Below are 18,365 nucleotides of genomic sequence, written 5' to 3' on the forward strand. Positions count from 1 at the left end.
GAAGGGGGCGATATTGTGCCAATCTCGTTTGGACTCAACGATATTGTAAAGATGAAGAAGCCACATGCGTGTGGAGAGAACATGTGGCAAATTATCCGTTTAGGCATGGATATTCGTATCAAGTGTCAAAAGTGCGGCCACAGTGTGTTGATCCCGAGGGCGCGGTTTGAGCGGCTGATTCGCAGTGTACTGGTGAAAGGGGAGGAGGCTAAGGATGAAAGTCAAAACAGCATGCCCGATGGACTGTTATGACAGCTGCAGCATTCTTGCAGAGGTTGATGGGCAAGGGAACATTAAGCTCGAAGGTAATCCCGAGCATCCTATCACAAAGGGTGCTTTGTGCAATCGCGGAAGGCAACTAAGTATTCGGAGGAACAGTGAGAACCGGGTACTGCGTCCGCTCAAGCGAGTGGGAGACACATTTGTTCATATCTCTTGGGAGCAAGCCATCGCGGAGATCGCTGCGCAGGTTCAGGCGACACTTGATGAAGTGGGGCATCACGGTATTTTTCATTGTTACGATTGGGGTTCCGGAACGCTGTTGAAGAATTTGAATCAGCGGTTCTTTTACGGCCTCGGCGGTTGTACGGAAACGGTCGGGAGTTTGTGCTGGGATGCGGGTCTCACGGCACAGACGTACGATTTTGGCAGGGCAAACAGCCATGCTCCAGAGGATACGGCGGAGCATGCACGGGCCATCGTCGTCTGGGGACGCAATGTGGCTAACACCAATGTACACATGACACCCTTTATCAAGACCGCGCAAGCACGTGGCGCGCAATTGGTGGTCATCAGTCCGCTTTCGCAGGATCTAGGGCGCCGGGCAGACAAGTGTCTCTATCCGCGCCCAGGCACGGATGGCCTACTGGCTCTGGCGGCGCTCCGCGTCTGCCGAGATCGCAATTGGATTGATCACGACTTTATTCGTGAGGCTACGCTTGGCTGGGACGCGATTGCCGCTGAACTCGATATGTATGATCCGGAAACGGTTGCTTCGCTAACCGACGTGCCTGTCGAAGACATATACTGGTTGGCTGAGTTATACGGCTGTACACGGCCAGTGGCAACCATTCTCGGGATTGGTATGCAACGTTATGCGCAAGGAGGACAGACGGTACGTGCCATTGACGCGCTAGTCGCTGCAACTGGGCACGTAGGCGTTCCGGGCGGTGGTGTCAGCTATGCGCAGCGTCAACTTGCAAGCTTCTTCGACGAGGAGGCATTGACCGGGCGTAGTAAAGCTGACGTTCGTGAATTTGAACGGGCGACACAGGCAGCTGACATTCTTGCGGCGAATCCACCCATCCGCGTTGCTTTTGTCACGCGCACGAATCCAGTGCTACAAGTGCCCGATTCGGCTTTGTTCCGCAAGGCGTTCGCATCGATACGGTGTAAAGTCGTGATCGACACGTTCATGACGAAGACAGCAGAAATGGCCGACTATGTTCTACCGTGTACCAACGTCTTAGAGGAAGAAGATGTCGCCTACACGACGATGTGGCACGATTATGTCAGCTACGTGAAGCCAGTCGTCGCGCCAAGAGGGGAAGCGAAGCCGGATTGGAAGATTTTTTCCGATCTCGCTTGTGCCCTTGGCAGGCCGGAGATCATGGAGGGCAGTGTGGATGTGTGGATTAAGAGGGCGCTGTCGCCATGGCCGCAGGAGAAAGTTGCGGAACTGAAAGAGTGTGGCTTTGTCAAATTGGATGTACCGTCTGTGGCCTGGGCGGATCGCAAATTTGGTACGCCAAGTGGAAAGTTTGAGTTTGCATCAAGTTTGGCAGTCGCCGATGGCCATCATCCCGTTGCGCGGATCGAGATCGACAAGTTGCAACGGGGAACTGAAATGTATCCGTATGTCCTTCTCACGATTCACCCGCGCAAGTGGCAGTTGTCGCAGCGCGAGACGTTCCCGGAAGGCCGCGGTGAGTGCCCAATCGTCGAGATTGGTCGAGGGATTGCGAATGAACAGGGGATTGCCGACGGCGATTTTGTTTATGTAGAAAATGAACGTGCTCGGATTCGGGCAATTGCTCGCGTGCAAGCTGCAGGGCACGCGAAGTCGGTGCGCCTTGAGATTGGTTGGTCTGGGCAAGGTGTGACCGCAAACGACTTTACCGATACGCGTAAAGCTGACTTTGGCAGCCAAAGCGCTCAATACGATTGCTTTTGCAGTGTTGTCCGTGCTCCTGCACATGAAGAAGAGCCCTCTCAGCGAGAGCTCTCCGCGATTGCCCCGGCAACTACCGGGAAGTGAGTGTAGGTATAGGAATTACGACGCATGATAACGGGGTCTTGTCCGGTTCACACGAGCGGAGGGTCCAGTTTCGATGGCCAATGCTTTCGGTGAGAGCTTGCGGACCCTCAATCGACGCAAAAGTCGACGCAGCATTCGCGATCACCTCCTCAGTGGATTAGTATTCCTACGTGGAGATTCTCTATCCAGGTAAACGCCCGGGTTGCGAACGGATTTGCAAACTTTTTTGATTATCGGTACCGAACGTTGAGAAATCTCCAATTGCGTGTTGCCAGTTGGGGACAACCGTCTATACTTATCCTGCAAAGAACATGGCGAGGTGTCAACATGCCACTACAGGCTGGAATTGTAGGCTTGCCCAATGTAGGCAAGTCGACTTTGTTTAACGCCATCACAAAGGCCGGGGCAGAGGCCGCAAACTATCCATTTTGCACAATTGATCCAAATGTCGGCGTCGTCGAGGTGCCGGATCCGCGCCTCCAAAAGCTCGCTGAGATTGTACATCCAAAGCGGATTGTGCCGACAGCCTTCGAATTTGTCGATATTGCGGGCTTGGTCAAAGGAGCAAGCAAGGGCGAGGGACTGGGCAACCGGTTCCTGGGTCATATTCGCGAAGTCGATGCCATCGTCCACGTCGTTCGTTGCTTTGAAAATGGTGATATCACACATGTATCGGGCTCTGTTGATCCCATCCGAGACATTGAGACCATTGATCTCGAGTTGATCTTAGCCGACCTCGAGACCGTGCAAAAGCGGCTGGAGCGAACGAAAAAGAACATGAAGAGTGGCGATAAGCGCTTTAGGTTGGAAGCCGAGGCCCTAGAACGCATCGCGGCAGCTCTGGAAGCGGGACAAGCAGCTAGATCTGTCGAGCTCAACGACGAGGAACAGGCCTTGCTACGGGATCTTCACTTGTTGACGCGGAAGCCAGTTCTGTATGTCGCAAACGTTGGCGAAGAAGATGCTGCCGACAGTTCGGCTAATGTGCATGTCAAAGCCGTCGAAGCGCGTGCAGAGACGGAAGGGGCACAGGTGGTCGTTGTCTGTGCGCAGTTAGAGTCGGAAATCGCTGAACTGGAGGGCGAAGACCGGGATGCCTTTTTGTCGGATCTAGGCCTCGCCGAAGCAGGCCTGGACAGGTTAATCCGCAAGGCCTACCAATTGCTCGGGCTGCGTACTTATTTTACGGCTGGCGAACCGGAGGTTCGGGCGTGGACGATTCGAACCGGGACCAAGGCCCCACAGGCAGCAGGGGTCATTCACAGCGACTTCGAACGCGGTTTTATCCGCGCAGAAGTAGTCGCTTATGAGGATCTAATAGCCGCCGGCAGTTATCAAGTTGCTCGAGAACAGGGCAAGGTTCGTTTGGAAGGTAAGGATTATATCGTAGAAGACGGCGACGTGATGCACTTCCGTTTCAATGTCTGATGAATTTGACTTGTGATGTTGGGCTGTTCGTGATAGCATAGACAATCGGTGCATGATCTATGCTGCCAACATCCTTGCTCCGCAAGGGGCCATCAGACCAGAAGGAGGTGTCACGGTATGCGTCAGTACGAAACGATGTTCATTGTGAATCCAACATTGGAGTCTGAGCAGACCTCTGAGTTGGTTCAGAAATATCAAACGCTCATCTCTGAACAAGGCGGTCAAATCGACGAACTTCAAGAGATCGGCAAGCGTCGTTTGGCGTACGAAATCGAAGGCAACCGTGAGGGCTACTACGTGTTGTTTAAATACACGGCGGGCACAGATGTGTCCAAAGAGCTCGAACGTGTAATGCGCATCGACGAAAATGTCGTTCGTTATTTGACAGTCCGCGTGGGTGAGTAATTCGCGGAGGGGAAAACGATGCTGAACCGGGTCATTTTAATAGGACGGCTGACGGCGGATCCTGAACTGCGCTACACCAACAATGGAACGGCGGTTGCGTCGTTTACACTGGCGGTAGATCGAATGCGTTCCGGGCAAAGCGGTGAGCGCCAGACTGATTTTATCAATATTGTCGTGTGGCAGAAGCAGGCCGAGATTGTTGCACAGTATCTGCAAAAAGGCAGACTGGCAGCGGTCGATGGTCGCCTTCAGATTCGCACCTACGACAATCGCGAAGGTCAAAAGGTCCGCGTTGCGGAAGTTGTCGCGGAAACCGTTCGCTTTTTGGATCGCGGATCAGATGTTGCACAGTCAGCTGGTGGGTTCAGTGGTGGTTCAACACCAATGAACAGGCCACGTCCTGATCGGAGTTCAGCTCCTCTTTACGAAGACGATCCGTTTGCGGATGACAGCCAAACTATCGATATTTCGGAAGATGATTTGCCTTTTTGATTTCGATGCCCAGAGGCTGACACTGCTCGCACGAGCGTGTGGGACGGGCGTATTAGCCGCTGGAGAAAACGACGAGGAGTGAGTGGAATGCCGCGTAAAGGTCGTGGTGGAAAGCGCCGCAAAGTATGTCAGTACTGCGTCGATAAGATTGACTACGCAGACTACAAGGATATAGGCCGTTTGAGCAAGTTCTTGACGGAGCGTGGGAAAATTCTCCCGCGGCGCATTTCTGGAAATTGCGCGCGCCATCAACGCCAGGTGACGGTCGCGATTAAGCGGGCTCGCCAGGTTGCATTGTTGCCATACACCACAGAGTGAGCTGTCTAACGTACGGCGAATGGCCGTTCGGGATTGCGGATCGCCCGCAATTTCGGGCGGCCTTTCTTCGTCTTGGCACAGCAGGACTTATTCGTGAGTTTGTGGAATGCGTAAAGATATAAGATTTGCCGAGTGCACCAATTGGGAGGTAGCGCGGTGACGGGTATGGAAGCGGAGACAAACTTGACGAGAAAGCTGCAGGCTGTGGAGCATGATCGGATCGAGTTGGTGCAGCAGGCGGTTGAAGTTTTACGCAGCGTCCAATCGGGAAACCAGACACTTTTGACCGAAGCGTTGGCTGGCGTTGTTGGCTTTGCATACCTGCTGGGTGTTCAAATGGGAATTGCACCGCACCGGATCGATCGCGAAGTCATAGCGGCCTTTCAGGACGCGCCGTCCGTAGACAATCCACGGCGAGACGAAATGGCGGACATCGTGCGCCATCTCCGTGGTCGCATCTAGGGTGTACAGCGGTTGGCGGCGAGATGAACGTGTCGGATCCGAAGGTGACCGATCTTGGTCGGTTTTGCATTTGCGCCCGCAACCATGCGGCGATACGATGGATTTTGATTGGGGGTCGGTACGATGAAAGTGATCCTGTTGCAAGACGTAAAAGGCCAAGGTAAACAAGGCGAACTCAAAGATGTGAGTGAAGGGTACGCTCGCAACTTCCTGTTGCCCCGCGGGTTGGCCGAGGAGGCTACACCTGCTGCTTTGCGCGAGTTGGAGCAGAAACGCGAGAAGGACAGGCGTCACAAGGCACAAGAACTGGCTGATGCGAAACAATTAGGCGCACAGCTGGAGAATCAAAAGATTGTTGTTAAAACGCAAGCCGGCGAAGGTGGACGCCTGTTTGGGGCCATCACGAGCAAGCATATTGCTGACGCGATGAAACAGCAGGGCTTTACGGTCGATAAGCGTAAAATCAGCCTCGGTGAACCCATTAAGTCTTTGGGAGGGCACCGCGTGACCGTTAAACTCCATCCGGAGGTTCACGTACAGGTGCTTGTCTACGTCGAGGCGGAATGACGGATGGCCATGGTGAATGAGGGTGCTCTCTGGCCGTCGCCCGCTGCGGATACAGGGCTTCGAATGCCACCGCAGCAAGTTGAGGCGGAGCAGGCTGTCCTGGGTGCAATGCTGATTTCGCCAGACGCCGTGGCAGAGGCGCTTGAAATCCTAGAGCCGGACGATTTTTACCGAGCGGCTCATCAGTCTATTTTTCGGGCGATGCGCGACGTCTATGATGCAGGGAACCCAGTCGACGTGGTCACGGTGGCAGCGGCTTTGCGCACGCGCGATGACGCGCTGGATGCCGTTGGTGGCGCAGAATACTTGGCAGATCTCGCCGCCGCGATGCCTACGGCGTTACACGTCGTGCAATACGCAGAAATTGTGCGTGAAAAAGCCTTGCTGCGGAGGATTATTGCGGCTGCTACGCACATTGCGGAGGCAGGCTACGCGCAGGAGGTACCGGCGGCAGACGTTCTAGCAGACGCTGAACGGGCGATTCTCGAGCTTGGGCAGTTTCAGCGGACTCGGGATTTCACGCATATCTCCGATGTATTGCAGACGACGTTCGAGCGGATCGAACAACTCTATGAGAGCGATGGCAACATCACAGGTGTGCCAACGGGTTACAGCGAACTGGATCGGATGACGAGCGGTTTTCAAAAGTCTGACCTCATCATTGTTGCAGCGCGTCCCTCTGTCGGTAAGACGGCGTTTGCTCTGAACATCGCGCAGAATGTGGCAGTGCGCAGCGGGTTGCCCGTTGCCATTTTCTCTCTCGAGATGTCAAAAGACCAACTCGTTCAACGTATGCTCTGTGCAGAGGCATATATTGACGGCCATAAGTTGCGTAACGGTACGCTGGATGATGACGATTGGCCGAAGCTGTCCATGGGCGTGACCACCTTAGGCAATTCGCCAATTTACATTGACGATTCGCCGGGCATCACCGTGCCAGACATGCGCAGCAAGCTGCGCAGATTGAAGATGGAGCATGGACTTGGCTTCGTCGTCATCGACTATTTGCAGTTGATTCACGGCCGTCGATCCTCTGGCGAAAATCGACAACAGGAAATCTCGGATATCTCCCGGTCGCTCAAGCAACTCGCGCGCGAGTTGGAGGTTCCCATCGTGGCGCTGGCCCAGTTGAGTCGTTCGGTTGAACAGCGCCAGGACAAGCGTCCGATGCTCTCTGACATTCGCGAATCGGGCTCCATTGAGCAGGATGCGGATATTGTCGCGTTTCTCTATCGCGATGATTACTATGACCCGGAGACGGAGCGTCAGAATATCGTCGAGGTCATCATTGCGAAACAGCGTAACGGCCCAACTGGCAAGGTCGAGTTGGTATTCCTCAAAAACTACAACAAGTTTGTCAATCTGGAGAAAGCGCATAGCGGACCATGAACAACGATGAATCGGAACAACTAGCGGGGTTGACGGTGCCGCGCACACTGACGCGGAAAGAACGTCGCGAAATGATGCTTAAGCAGCAAAAGCGCCGGCGTCGGCGCAGGCGGGCGCGCGTGCGTCGCGTCAAGGCATGGCGCGCCTTGCGCAGCCTTCAGTTTTGGACGCGGGCGGCAATCGCGCTCGCACTGCTACTATTGCTTGCATTTTGGGCGCGCTTTGCGTACGTGTATGACATTCCGAGCTATGCGGCGTCTGTTCTGCCACCCCACATACGCGCATATGTCACAGTCAAGCCGTGGTGGTTTGGACCGCCTATATTCGATCTCGGCCTGTACGGCCCGGATTTAAGTAGTGGAACCATTTCGGATCCTTATGCGGTGCTGTTATACAAGCTGGGGCAGTATGCGCCGATATTGACTCATCCACAAATCATTTGGGTAAGTCACTGACACCGTCGAAAGGAGGGCGTCATGTGCAGCACATTTTGGTCGTCGAGGACGAAGAGCCTATTGCCAATATCCTACGCTTTGCACTCGAACGCAGTGGCTACCGCGTGACATGTGCGTACGACGGGCGCGAGGCGGTCGATCTCTGGCGTGCACATGCGCCGGACTTGATGTTGCTCGACGTGATGTTGCCAGAGTTAGACGGGTTTGATGTATTGCGCACTGTGCGCCAAACCTCGGGTATACCTGTCATTATGCTGACGGCTAAGGACGACGAAGTCGACAAGGTACTTGGCTTGGAACTCGGTGCAGATGATTATGTGACCAAGCCTTTTAGCACGCGAGAGTTACTTGCGCGTGTCAAGGCGAACCTCCGGCGCGCCGGCGATGTGTTGAACGATGGCAAGGAGAGCGAGCGATATATTGTGCAGGATCTTGTCATCGATCTGCAAGAGTATAGCGTGGCCAAGGGTGGACAGCCCATTTCGCTGACCCATCGCGAGTTCCAAGTTCTTGCATTGCTCGCGGCTCACCCTGGGCGGGTATTTACTCGGGAACAGCTCGTCGACCAGGTTTGGGGCATCGATTATGTGGGGGACACGCGAGCGGTCGATGTGACGATCCGCCGCTTGCGTGAAAAACTGGAACCTGATCCCAGCCAGCCGCGCTATGTTATGACACGGCGCGGAGTCGGCTACTATGTGAGGAACGAATAAATGCGCTGGCGGAGTCTGCGCGTCAAACTTGTGCTGGTGTACACCTTGCTCATCCTGTTTGCAGTCGAGCTGATTGGTGCGTACTTTGTGCGTGCCCTGACGTCTTCCTTGATTCACAATCAAGCCGCGGCGGCCAAAAACCAGGCTCAGCTTATGGCAACCTTGGTGGCTCCACAAATCCAAAGCGACGCCAAAAGTGTGGGCACATCTATTACAACCGTCCTGCAATCGGTTCCTCAGTTTTTGAACGGAACCGTGTATGTTCTGAACCAGGATGGGTATGTGATGTACACCACCGCGGGCGGGGCGTTAATTGGGCAAAAGCGCATTGATTCTGTCGCAACAGAGGCGTTATTACATCACTCAAACGCCCAATCTGTACGTTATGACCCAGTTTCAAAGAGCCACTTGTTGGCGATTGCGGTTCCCATTGAGCTCCACGGGTCATACCTTGGCATCCTCGAATATGTCTTATCTATACAATCCACATACGAGACAATTCATCAAGCCACCAGCATTTTTTACACCGGATCGATGGGGGTCCTTGTGCTTACCGTCATTCTTGGCATGGTCGTCGCTCGTGCCCTCACGCGTCCTGTGCTGGAAGTGACGCGGCAGGCACAGATTATGGCAAAAGGAGACTTCTCAAAGCGATTGACGGTGAGTGGGAACGACGAGTTTGGAGAACTCGTTGCGTCCATCAACCATCTTGCGGATGAACTCGACGAGGCGCTTGCCAGCAATCGGCTGGAACAGGAACGCCTGCGCGCCGTCATCACGTCGATGGGTGAGGGCGTCATAGTCCTCGATTCGTCCTGCCAGGTGTTGATGATGAATCGGGCAGCCAGGCAAATGCTGCGGACTGCTGCGAACGAAGAGGACGAAGCGCTCGCGCTCTTAGAGCTCGATGGCATGGCGAAGGCAGATGTATCATCAGGTGTTCGCCAAGTGCGCGTTGTCGGCAATGCCATTTTTCATATCATCCTGACGAGTATCCAGCGGCGCGGCCAAATCGATGGCTTCGTGGCTGTCGTGCGGGATGTCACAGAGCAGGAACAGCTTGAGCAAGCGCGTCGCGACTTCGTCAGCAATGTTTCGCACGAGTTGCGCACGCCGCTGACGACCGTGAAGTCATACATCGAAGTTCTGCGCGATCTCGATGACGATGAACACGCAACCAGGCAGGAGTTCCTAGGCGTGATCGCAGAAGAGACGGACCGCATGGTACGCCTCACGCGGGACTTGCTGCAACTGTCGGGGCTTGATCGCGGTGGGTCAAAGGCTTTTGCGCTACAAGCGTTACGGGTTCAACCTTTACTTGCCGGGGTGGCACAACGCTTTGCGCTACAAGCCTCGCGTCAGCAATTGAGATATCGCGTGCACGGACCCACAGAGGCGTCCTTGGCTGTGTATGGAGATAGCGACATGGTCAATCGCGTCCTTGACAATCTGATTTCGAACGCGCTCAAATATACCGCGCCTGGCGGTGAGATCGACGTCCACGTAAAAGCGGCTGACGAAGTTGTCACGTTTGCTGTGTCGGACAACGGCATAGGTATCCCCGCTGAGGATTTGCCCCATGTCTTTGAGCGGTTTTACCGGGTTGAAAAGGGGCGCAGTCGGCGTCGCGGCGGGACAGGCCTTGGTCTTGCGCTTGCTCGTGAGATGGTCGAGCGCATGGGTGGGGAAATCCGCATTGTCAGTCAACCCAACCAAGGGACGACGGCGTACGTTTCGTTGCGGCGCGCAGAGGAGGAGACCTTATGATGCCATCCTTCCTACGCACGGTAAAAACGGCGATTCTCGTCCTGTTGGTGGCAAGCAGCATGGTTTTGAGCTTTTTGCTGTGGTCAGACAACCTCCAAGAAGGGAGCGAAATTGGTCTGGCCCAGCCACATTCTTTACCTATCGCGGCGACGCCGAGTTTGGCGCAAACGATCCGGCCATATGAGATCGATGTGGAGACAGGCGATAGACATACTGTGATCCGACCAGGTAGTGCAGCGTATGCATTTTGGACAGGACAATTGCTCACAGCTCGACCGATGCATCCGATTGTGAGCACCGACATGCCGAACAGTGCCACTTTGCGCGTTTCCTTTCAGTTTGGTATTCCACTGAACGGGGCTATCGGCAAGTCATGGTTAGATGGTCTAGGGCAGGAGTTGGTCGGTTGGCAATGCCGCACCATCGTGATCTATGCAATGCCAGGTTGGAGTACTTGTAGCATGGCGTTGATAGGTAACGACGCGGGCGGGCAAACGCAAATCTTCATGGAACAAACGACTCTTTCCGTGCCGTCACTTGAGAGCACGGCGCAAAGTGAAGCAGCAGAGGCTCCCTACAGCGTTTGGGACGACTTTGAGGGAGAAAGCAGGGTTCCCGAAAATGGACACATGCAACGCATTGTGTATAGCTATACGGAACCAGAAGCCTTGCCGCTCATTCAGTCGTTTTTCCTCAATCCACAAGCAATCACCAAGATCCAAGAAAACGCTTCAACGACACTCTGGACTGACGGCAGTCGAGCTGTGCAAATCGACAAGGGTGCAGACCAGCTGGAATATGAGGATCCGAATGCAGGAGCTTCGGGCCTGCATTCGGAAGACTATCTCACCGCAATCGACTTCCTGCACGCACACGGGGGCGGCCCGGAGAATCTGATTGGGTTCGACTTGCTTGGCATGCTGACCGTCAATTTGAATGGTCCGACGCTGTCGTTCGCGCAGTTTGTCGATGGCTACCCGATTCTCGACAATGCGGCCGACTATAATCTCGATATTGAGAGTGGGCACGTACTCGAGTTTGATCGCCCATTGTGGACGCTTTCAACAGTCGTAAGGCAAACTCAAGTTAGCGTGATCGGACAAAGTCAACTAATCTCGTCTCTCGAGAGGCTTGGTTCACGCGTCAATGTGCATACGTTTCACGTGGAACTTGGTTATGTTCCGGTGCGCCAGAGTATGCCCGCAGGTGAGATAGAACTGGAGCCGGCTTATTATGTGACCAACAACGGTGGCGACGTCTGGGTCTTGGATGCCGTGAATGGCGCTATCATTGCGGAGGGGTTGGCGTGAATTGGGAGGTTGCAAAGTCGTGGTTGATTGCACTGTTTATTGTTCTGGACGCCGTGCTTGGGTGGCAGTTGTATGAGTCGAGGCAGCTAGCAAGTGATTATGCAGAATCGCCGGCAGACTTGCTTGCCAATACGAAGACGCTACTGGCGAACCACGGATTCAGTTTGGACACGCCGGTGCCAAGTGGGCAACCGAATCTTGTGACCTTTCAGGCGGACCTTGCCAATCCCAAGTTAAGCGCGTTGGTACAGGCTGCATTCCCAAATGTAAAAGGCAAATTGACCTATTCAGGAAATGTTGGGGTGACCACCAACCAGGGTAGCATTACCGTCACTGCACAAGGCAATTGGACGGTTGAATATCAAAGTCCTATGCAGATTACAACGACGCATACAGTGCTGTCCTACGTATATCGGGGCAGTGACTACACGCCGGATCCCATCTCGTCGGATCCGAATCATGCGGTGTATTATGAGATGGTGGACAATTACCCGATTTTTGATGCGGCCATTGTTAGTACAGAGTCAAAAGGGCTTTTGGTGGCGTACAGTCAGACACTGGTCGAACATGTTGTGGCCAACAGCTCACCGAAGCCAGTCATCAGTGCGTTGGACGCATTGGACAGTTTAGCCGACGCAGTTGATAAAACGGATACGGCGACGAGTAGTACGGTCGTCAGGGTCGATCTCGGATATGCGCGCAAAGTTCAGGTTGCGTCAGGAAACCAACAGGTGCTACAAAGCTACTGGTTTCCGGTATGGCGCATCGTAACGACTGCAGGAACCTATTATGTCAATGCGTTTACAGGAGAGGTCGAAATGGCCACGGCATTTTAGTCAATTTCGATACAAATACGGTCTTGCAACCGTAAGGAGGTTCCGGTAGTGCGTTTTTCAGTACTCGCGAGCGGGAGCAATGGCAATGCCGTCTATATTGAGGATGGTGAGACCAAGATTCTGCTTGATGCAGGCATCAGCGGCAAGCAGTTGCAGACGCGATTGCAATTCGCCTGTACTCAGGAAATATCGAATCTCACTGCCATTTTAGTCACACACGAGCATGACGATCACGTCCGGGGTTTAGCACAGGTATGCAAAAAAAGTCAGGCGCCAATTTATATGACCGAGGGTACATACGCAAACCTTCCAGATAAGGCGAGACTGGAAGATGAGTCCCGCTTTCAAGTGGTTCGTGAAGAAGAATCGTTCACCATCGGCGATATTCAAATCACGCCTTTTGCCGTGTCGCATGATGCCGAGCAACCCGTGGCATATCGTTTTGATACGCCTGATGCCAGCCTTGCCGTTGTGACTGACCTTGGGTACGTCAGTGATCGCCAAAAGGAGCTTCTGCAAAACTGTGACGCTTATGTGTTTGAAAGCAATCACGATACGGACATGCTACGCGCTGGCAGGTATCCATGGCACCTAAAACGGCGGATTCTCGGTGATAAAGGCCACTTGTCTAACGTCGATGCAGGTTACGCTTTAATTGACATCCTTCCGGAATCGCCTGTTGAGGTCTATCTGGCTCATCTAAGCGCAGATAACAATCTACCCGATCTGGCCGAACTGACTGTCGAGCAAATCGTGATCGACGCTAGACCTAGACTGGCTGAGGTCCTGACGCTTAAACGAACGAGCCGCCAAGAGGCGACGACGTTAACGGAAATTTCCCGGGCAAGAGTATGATCCCATGCCTCAACGCCCAAAATAACCCCTGATTATGATCGCGTGGTACGGTGTTGGCCTCATCCACGCAGGCCGGCAGGAGGGGTGTTGAGGTGAACGAAAACCAGGACAGAGAGCAATCGCGCCACTCGCGGCGCTTATGGTCAGGGAGCGCAGCTCGCTGGATGACAGTGGTCGCCTTGTCGGCACTATCAGGATCTGCTTTGACCATCGGATTGACGCGCGTTTCTGCAGAAAGCAACCATGTGACTCAGCCAAAGCCCATAGCGACACGGTTAGTTGGGCAGCCGATGACCATCCAAATTTCAAGTGATGTCACACAAGCGGTTCGCAAGGTCGAACCGGATGTGGTTGGAGTCGAGAATTATCAACTGGTCTCTAATTTTTTCTCGCAGCAATCCAAGTTACAGGCTACCGGCATTGGTACGGGTGTCATGTTTTATAAGGACGATAAGTCTGCGTATCTGGTTACGAACAATCACGTGGTAGAAGGCGCTGCGAAGGTGGATATTGTTCGCGACTCAGGCAAGCATTACAACGCTGAGGTCGTGGGAACGGATCCGTACACCGATCTGGCGGTGTTGAAGGTTCCAGCCAGCGTTTTCAAAGGCGTTGATGCCATCAATTTCGCCGATTCCGATAAAATTGAGGCGGGAGAACCAGCAATCGCCATTGGCACGCCGTTAGGGCTTGATTTTGCGGATACGGTGACAAGCGGTATTGTAAGCGCCAAGTCGCGCATCATGCCAGTACAGGATGAGGCAACTCAACAGACTTTGGACTATCAAACGGTTATTCAAACAGATGCGGCCATTAACCCCGGCAACAGCGGTGGTCCGTTGGTCGACATTCATGGCGATGTGATGGGCATCAATAGCAGCAAAATCGTAGCGCAAAATTTTGAAGGTATGGGCTTTGCAATTCCGTCGAACGAGGTTAAAGTCGTGGCTAAGCAACTCATGCAAACCGGGCACGCGATTCATCCCGCACTTGGGATTGAGGCGTATTCACTGACTTCGCTGCCACAACAGATGTGGCCGGACGTGCCGGTGGATTACGGTGTGTGGGTTAAGAAAGTCACTTCTCCAGAGACACGTGCCGCAGGCCTGCGGTCCAATGACGTGATCGTCGGGTTAAATGCGACAACGATTCGCACGATGGCTGACTTGCGGACGCAGGTGTTCCAGACGAAGCCGGGGGATACGGTGACACTGAAGGTGTACCGGGACTCTCGCCTTGTGACGATGCGAGTGAAAATTGGCTCGATGGACACGCAATTGACGACGGGAGATGTGGGCTCTCCGTAAACAGGGGACGGGGAACATGCAGGTTGCCGTGATCGCGGTAGGGAAAGTGAAAGAGCGGTATTGGCTGGAGGCGCTTCGCGAATACGAGAAGCGCCTTTCGGCTTATGTCGAGCTGACTATGCACGAGGTTTTGGACGAGCCGGTGCCGGAGCGGATGAGCGAAGCGGACAGGCAGCAGGCTTTGAGGCGGGAGGCGGATCGCATTGAAAAGCTGTTACGCCCCCGCGACGGTGTCATCGTGCTCGACATTGGTGGGAAGCAGCTGTCATCGGACGGTTGGAGCCAGGCGTACGCCGATTTGCAGGCGCAGGGGTACGGGAGGCTCGCGTTTGTCATTGGCGGATCTTGTGGTGTGCACGACCGCCTGCGGAAACAGGCGACGATGCGCTGGAGCTTTGGGCCGATCACGCTGCCACATCAACTGGCGCGAGTGGTGCTGCTCGAGCAGTTATATCGCGGGATCAGGATTATGCGGGGGGAACCGTATCATCGATAGGTGACGTTTTTGGGGTAAAAAAATGGTCCGGTAAAGCAGAAGATGTTCGACGGGGTTATGTACGGGATCCTCTGGATCCGATGAATCGGGTTCCGAGGACTCCTCTCCCATAACGAACGAGAAATGCACTCTTTTGAGAGACTTGTTGTGAACTTCGATTTTCGTGATACTGGCTTGAAGCAACTGCCTGACTTCTCCTACGTCAAGATGTTTTTTGAGTTCGAAGAACTCCTGCAACTGCCGTCCAAGCTGAGCAGGTGTCACGGGGCGTAAGCTGGTCTTTTTCTGGTCTGTTGTCACGCCGTTGCTGGCCAGTTCTTGCTCAATTTTTGCGATACTCTCTCTTATCGGTTTGAGTTTTTCGGTGGATTCAGCCGCAGTGTATATCCCTGCCTCGAATCCTTCATGAATGCGACGCTTCTGTTCCTCAAGTGCCTCTAACCGACGCATCAATTGTTGCGAACCATCTGGTTCGTAATCATTGTGGCGGATAATCTGGGTGTTCACCCGCTGTGCAAGTTCCTGAAGGATTTCGTCGGTAGTCATGGCTTTGACCAAACGTTCCCAAACGGCTTCCTCCAGGCGCTCGGCGGGAACGTAGTTGGGCCGACATACGGCTCTCCCGCTATTATGATAACCGCCGCATACATAATACCGCCGCTTGGAGCCATCTTTGCGCTTACCGCCATACATGCTTGTCATATATGACCCGCATTCTGGGCATTTCGTCAGCCCTGTGAGAGGGAATGTGCCACTGTATTGACGGGGGACACCCGTTGCACGAGAATCGAGAATACGTTGCGCCTCATCCCAGAGTTCTTCAGCAACAATGGGTTCGTGGTGTCCCTTGGTGATATCAGGTTCCTTGTTTGTGCCCTTCCGCCGGAGCTTGTCCCAATTAACGACCTGGTTAAACCGCACATAACCTTTGTAGATCGGATTGCGAAGAATCCGATGCACACCGTCCACCTTGAAAGGCTTCCCACTCTTTGTCCGATACCCGCATGTGTTGAGGTAGTTGGTCAGTCGCTTTCCGCCCCAACGCTCATGAACACACTTCTCAAAAATGAGTCGTACGATCGCCGCTTCTTGGGGCACGATTTTAAGCATTTTATCCACACTTTCATACCCCAAGACCCTGCCACCGTTCCAGTACCCTTCTCTGGACCTCTGAGTCATGCCGAGCTGCACATTTTCCGCAAGTTCTTCACGTTGGTATTCGGCGACAGCGCTCAAGATGTTGAATCTTAACTTGTCGTGGGGTGAACCGTACTTCCCTTCCTTCAAGGAGACGAATTCCACGCCACTCTCATCGATTTCTTTAACAATGAGAAGCGAATCAGTCATATTTCTCGCCAGCCGACTTACTTTCCATGTCAGGACTGCGTGAATCTTACCTGCCTTGACATCCCGCAGCATTTGTTTCAGTGCTGTACGTTTATTTGTTGACTTCCCGCTTTCACCTCCGTCCACGTAGACTTGGAACTGAACATCATCGCCGTACTCTTGTTTGATTCGGTCTTTACATGCCTCCAATTGGCCATCAAGGCTATAGCCTTCATCGGCTTGTGCTTTGGTTGATACCCTGATATAGATCGCAATCAACAAGATCTTCAATGCTTGTGACAATAGAATCACCCCCACATAGTCATTATTAGGCCGCTTCGATGGCGTCCGCCGTTTCTTCGAGCATACCAGAGCGCAGTAATGCCAAAAACAAAATCTTGGCGATTGTATCCAGCAACTCGGTCTGCGTCCCAGTGTTCTCTTCCATTTACGTCACCGCCCTTCAAATCCGACATTTGTTCTGAACCCCCAGCGATTGTGTAAGGTCACATGCTCGAAAAAATGGTTACATTTACTTGAGACGTTGGCGGGACAGCTTCGCCCGCTGTGACCGCACTTGCGATTCATAGTATTGAAATTCGGCGAGGATATCGGTATGGAGTTGGTCACTCAGGCCAGTCCAGAAAAAGCCGTGACAGGCATGGGATGATGATTTTTTCAACTCCACACCCTCGTCTGTACGTGAGTAAAGGACTTCCGATTTTTGCATAACACCACTTCCTCTCTGATTTGATGTTCCCAGCCTACAGGGATGCGTGGCAAAAGGTCAAAATTTACGAATCAGATCCCCAGGAGCTAGGATTTCAACAAGTTTTGTGCAACTTGCTGCTAGGGTATTGCCGCCATGGTAATACGAGGATATTCGCAAAGTCCAAAATTACGGTTTGGTTGCAATACGATACAGATGGAAACCGAAGACCAGCAAAATCAAGAACACGCTGATATCGCCGCATAGATATACTTATCCACCACGAACTTGTGGTGGATACATAGTGAGAGTAAGTATAGTAGTGATGCCATAATTTGTTGCTACTCACCGAAATAGAAGATTTTCTATGAGAACGATCGTGAGAAGCAACGAGAGGAGTTCGTTTGTGGAATATCTCATCTACTGCGACGAATCAGAAAAGAACGGGGATCTTTTCACGAATTTTTACGGAGGAGCACTTGTACGATCGGTGGACTACCATGAAGTTGTCGATGCGCTTGAACAGTACAAGACCGACAATCATCTGACGAGTGAAATGAAGTGGACCAAGGTAACGGCGCAGTACGTCGATAAATACAAGGGCCTTATGGATGTATTCTTTGATTTGGTGCAGGCTGACAAAATAAAGATGCGTGTCATGTTTCAGCAAAAAGAACGATCAGAGCCACGGCTGCGGAACTTAACCAGGGAACAACGTGACGATTCCTATTTCCTGTTGTATTACCAATTTTTCAAGCATGCATTTGGTCTGGCGTATTCCAACCCTTCACGGGACCCGGTTTACTTGAAGATTTTCTTTGACCAAATACCTGACACTCGTGAGAAAGCCCAACGTTTTAAGGACTATATCTATAGATTGCAGTTTCAGCGGACTTTCTTGGAGTCAAATTTGAAAATTCGAACGGAAGACATAATCGAAGCGACCTCACATGATCATGTAATCCTACAATGTGCTGACATTGTAACAGGTGCAATGTGGTTCAGATTAAACAAATTACACCTTGTCAAACCGGAAGGGTCCCGATTTAGAGCAAAACGGACTAAAGCCAAAAGTGACTTGTACGATCACATCAATCGCAGACTTCGTGAAATACGTCCACACTTCAACATTGGGGTAACAACGGGAACAAATAGTTATGCCGACCGTTGGGAACAACCATACCGACACTGGCTGTTCGTTCCTAACGAAACCTGATTGGGCGGTTTTCTGTATTGCAAATTCAAAAAATGTTGTTTACGATGTATGCAAGAA

The 18,365-nt window shown here is 52.8% G+C and carries 19 protein-coding genes; 18 read left to right on the plus strand and 1 reads right to left on the minus strand.

All coding sequences use genetic code 11. From position 1 onward, the window contains the following. Positions 1-15 precede the first annotated feature (15 nt). From BLU70_RS11830 to rlmH, 17 genes are all read left to right on the plus strand, one after another. On the plus strand, positions 16-252 hold the full coding sequence (locus BLU70_RS11830; protein WP_074693584.1) for a DUF951 domain-containing protein: 237 nt from the start codon (positions 16-18) through the stop codon (positions 250-252). Continuing rightward, positions 215-2,257: a molybdopterin-dependent oxidoreductase gene (locus BLU70_RS11835; protein WP_074693585.1), complete on the plus strand. Its 2,043-nt coding sequence runs from the start codon at positions 215-217 to the stop codon at positions 2,255-2,257. The genes BLU70_RS11830 and BLU70_RS11835 overlap by 38 nt, the downstream gene beginning before the upstream one ends. Positions 2,258-2,584: 327 nt before the next feature. Then, positions 2,585-3,685: a redox-regulated ATPase YchF gene (gene ychF, locus BLU70_RS11840; RefSeq protein ID WP_074693586.1), complete on the plus strand. Its 1,101-nt coding sequence runs from the start codon at positions 2,585-2,587 to the stop codon at positions 3,683-3,685. Positions 3,686-3,802: 117 nt separating this feature from the next. Continuing rightward, positions 3,803-4,090, plus strand: coding sequence for a 30S ribosomal protein S6 (gene rpsF / locus BLU70_RS11845; RefSeq protein WP_006446057.1), 288 nt, complete (start codon positions 3,803-3,805; stop codon positions 4,088-4,090). An 18-nt stretch (positions 4,091-4,108) separates the two neighbouring features. Then, entirely contained in the window at positions 4,109-4,582 is a 474-nt protein-coding gene (locus BLU70_RS11850) for a single-stranded DNA-binding protein (protein ID WP_074693587.1), read from the plus strand. 87 nt (positions 4,583-4,669) lie between these two features. Beyond that, a complete protein-coding gene (gene rpsR / locus BLU70_RS11855; RefSeq protein ID WP_040288723.1) occupies positions 4,670-4,900 on the plus strand; it encodes a 30S ribosomal protein S18 in 231 nt (76 codons plus the stop codon). Between the two features lie 165 nt (positions 4,901-5,065). Then, entirely contained in the window at positions 5,066-5,362 is a 297-nt protein-coding gene (locus BLU70_RS11860) for a MazG-like family protein (protein ID WP_244885199.1), read from the plus strand. Positions 5,363-5,485: 123 nt separating this feature from the next. Continuing rightward, positions 5,486-5,929: a 50S ribosomal protein L9 gene (rplI, locus tag BLU70_RS11865; RefSeq protein WP_074693589.1), complete on the plus strand. Its 444-nt coding sequence runs from the start codon at positions 5,486-5,488 to the stop codon at positions 5,927-5,929. Between the two features lie 9 nt (positions 5,930-5,938). Then, complete coding sequence (dnaB, locus tag BLU70_RS11870) at positions 5,939-7,318, plus strand: replicative DNA helicase (RefSeq protein ID WP_074693620.1); 1,380 nt, start codon at positions 5,939-5,941, stop codon at positions 7,316-7,318. Beyond that, the gene (locus BLU70_RS11875) at positions 7,315-7,773 is read left to right on the plus strand and encodes a hypothetical protein (RefSeq protein WP_074693590.1); all 459 of its coding nucleotides are present in this window, start codon (positions 7,315-7,317) and stop codon (positions 7,771-7,773) included. Before dnaB ends, BLU70_RS11875 begins: the two co-directional genes overlap by 4 nt. Before the next feature lie 23 nt (positions 7,774-7,796). Then, positions 7,797-8,486: a response regulator gene (locus BLU70_RS11880; RefSeq protein WP_074693591.1), complete on the plus strand. Its 690-nt coding sequence runs from the start codon at positions 7,797-7,799 to the stop codon at positions 8,484-8,486. Continuing rightward, complete coding sequence (locus tag BLU70_RS11885; protein WP_074693592.1) at positions 8,487-10,253, plus strand: ATP-binding protein; 1,767 nt, start codon at positions 8,487-8,489, stop codon at positions 10,251-10,253. Then, positions 10,250-11,563 carry a two-component system activity regulator YycH gene (gene yycH / locus BLU70_RS11890; protein ID WP_083341281.1) on the plus strand — a complete coding sequence of 438 codons (1,314 nt, stop codon included), beginning with the start codon at positions 10,250-10,252 and terminating at the stop codon, positions 11,561-11,563. The genes BLU70_RS11885 and yycH overlap by 4 nt, the downstream gene beginning before the upstream one ends. Then, positions 11,560-12,399 (plus strand): two-component system regulatory protein YycI, encoded by an 840-nt coding sequence (yycI, locus tag BLU70_RS11895; protein ID WP_074693593.1) that lies wholly within the window; start codon positions 11,560-11,562, stop codon positions 12,397-12,399. The genes yycH and yycI overlap by 4 nt, the downstream gene beginning before the upstream one ends. Before the next feature lie 48 nt (positions 12,400-12,447). Then, on the plus strand, positions 12,448-13,254 hold the full coding sequence (locus BLU70_RS11900; RefSeq protein ID WP_074693594.1) for an MBL fold metallo-hydrolase: 807 nt from the start codon (positions 12,448-12,450) through the stop codon (positions 13,252-13,254). A gap of 92 nt (positions 13,255-13,346) precedes the next feature. Then, positions 13,347-14,561, plus strand: coding sequence for a S1C family serine protease (locus BLU70_RS11905; RefSeq protein WP_074693595.1), 1,215 nt, complete (start codon positions 13,347-13,349; stop codon positions 14,559-14,561). A 16-nt stretch (positions 14,562-14,577) separates the two neighbouring features. After that, a complete protein-coding gene (gene rlmH / locus BLU70_RS11910) occupies positions 14,578-15,057 on the plus strand; it encodes a 23S rRNA (pseudouridine(1915)-N(3))-methyltransferase RlmH (protein ID WP_074693596.1) in 480 nt (159 codons plus the stop codon). On the opposite strand, the gene BLU70_RS11915 is transcribed toward rlmH, so the two are convergent. Continuing rightward, the gene (locus BLU70_RS11915) at positions 15,010-16,686 is read right to left on the minus strand and encodes a recombinase family protein (RefSeq protein ID WP_074693597.1); all 1,677 of its coding nucleotides are present in this window, start codon (positions 16,684-16,686) and stop codon (positions 15,010-15,012) included. The two genes, rlmH and BLU70_RS11915, sit on opposite strands and share 48 nt — an antisense overlap. A gap of 812 nt (positions 16,687-17,498) precedes the next feature. Here BLU70_RS11915 and BLU70_RS11925 point away from each other — a divergent pair. Further along, positions 17,499-18,308, plus strand: a complete 810-nt coding sequence (locus tag BLU70_RS11925) for a DUF3800 domain-containing protein (RefSeq protein WP_083341283.1) — start codon at positions 17,499-17,501, stop codon at positions 18,306-18,308. The last annotated feature ends 57 nt before the right edge of the window (positions 18,309-18,365 follow it).

This window comes from Alicyclobacillus hesperidum (genome assembly GCF_900107035.1).
Classification (GTDB): Bacteria; Bacillota; Bacilli; order Alicyclobacillales; family Alicyclobacillaceae; genus Alicyclobacillus; species Alicyclobacillus hesperidum.

Coding starts and splice junctions, on each gene's coding strand:
- BLU70_RS11835 (WP_074693585.1), top strand. CDS start 215: ATGAAAGTCAAAACAGCATGCCCGATGGACTGTTATGACAGCTGCAGC.
- ychF (WP_074693586.1), top strand. CDS start 2,585: ATGCCACTACAGGCTGGAATTGTAGGCTTGCCCAATGTAGGCAAGTCG.
- rpsF (WP_006446057.1), top strand. CDS start 3,803: ATGCGTCAGTACGAAACGATGTTCATTGTGAATCCAACATTGGAGTCT.
- BLU70_RS11850 (WP_074693587.1), top strand. CDS start 4,109: ATGCTGAACCGGGTCATTTTAATAGGACGGCTGACGGCGGATCCTGAA.
- rpsR (WP_040288723.1), top strand. CDS start 4,670: ATGCCGCGTAAAGGTCGTGGTGGAAAGCGCCGCAAAGTATGTCAGTAC.
- BLU70_RS11860 (WP_244885199.1), top strand. CDS start 5,066: ATGGAAGCGGAGACAAACTTGACGAGAAAGCTGCAGGCTGTGGAGCAT.
- rplI (WP_074693589.1), top strand. CDS start 5,486: ATGAAAGTGATCCTGTTGCAAGACGTAAAAGGCCAAGGTAAACAAGGC.
- dnaB (WP_074693620.1), top strand. CDS start 5,939: ATGGTGAATGAGGGTGCTCTCTGGCCGTCGCCCGCTGCGGATACAGGG.
- BLU70_RS11875 (WP_074693590.1), top strand. CDS start 7,315: ATGAACAACGATGAATCGGAACAACTAGCGGGGTTGACGGTGCCGCGC.
- BLU70_RS11885 (WP_074693592.1), top strand. CDS start 8,487: ATGCGCTGGCGGAGTCTGCGCGTCAAACTTGTGCTGGTGTACACCTTG.
- yycH (WP_083341281.1), top strand. CDS start 10,250: ATGATGCCATCCTTCCTACGCACGGTAAAAACGGCGATTCTCGTCCTG.
- rlmH (WP_074693596.1), top strand. CDS start 14,578: ATGCAGGTTGCCGTGATCGCGGTAGGGAAAGTGAAAGAGCGGTATTGG.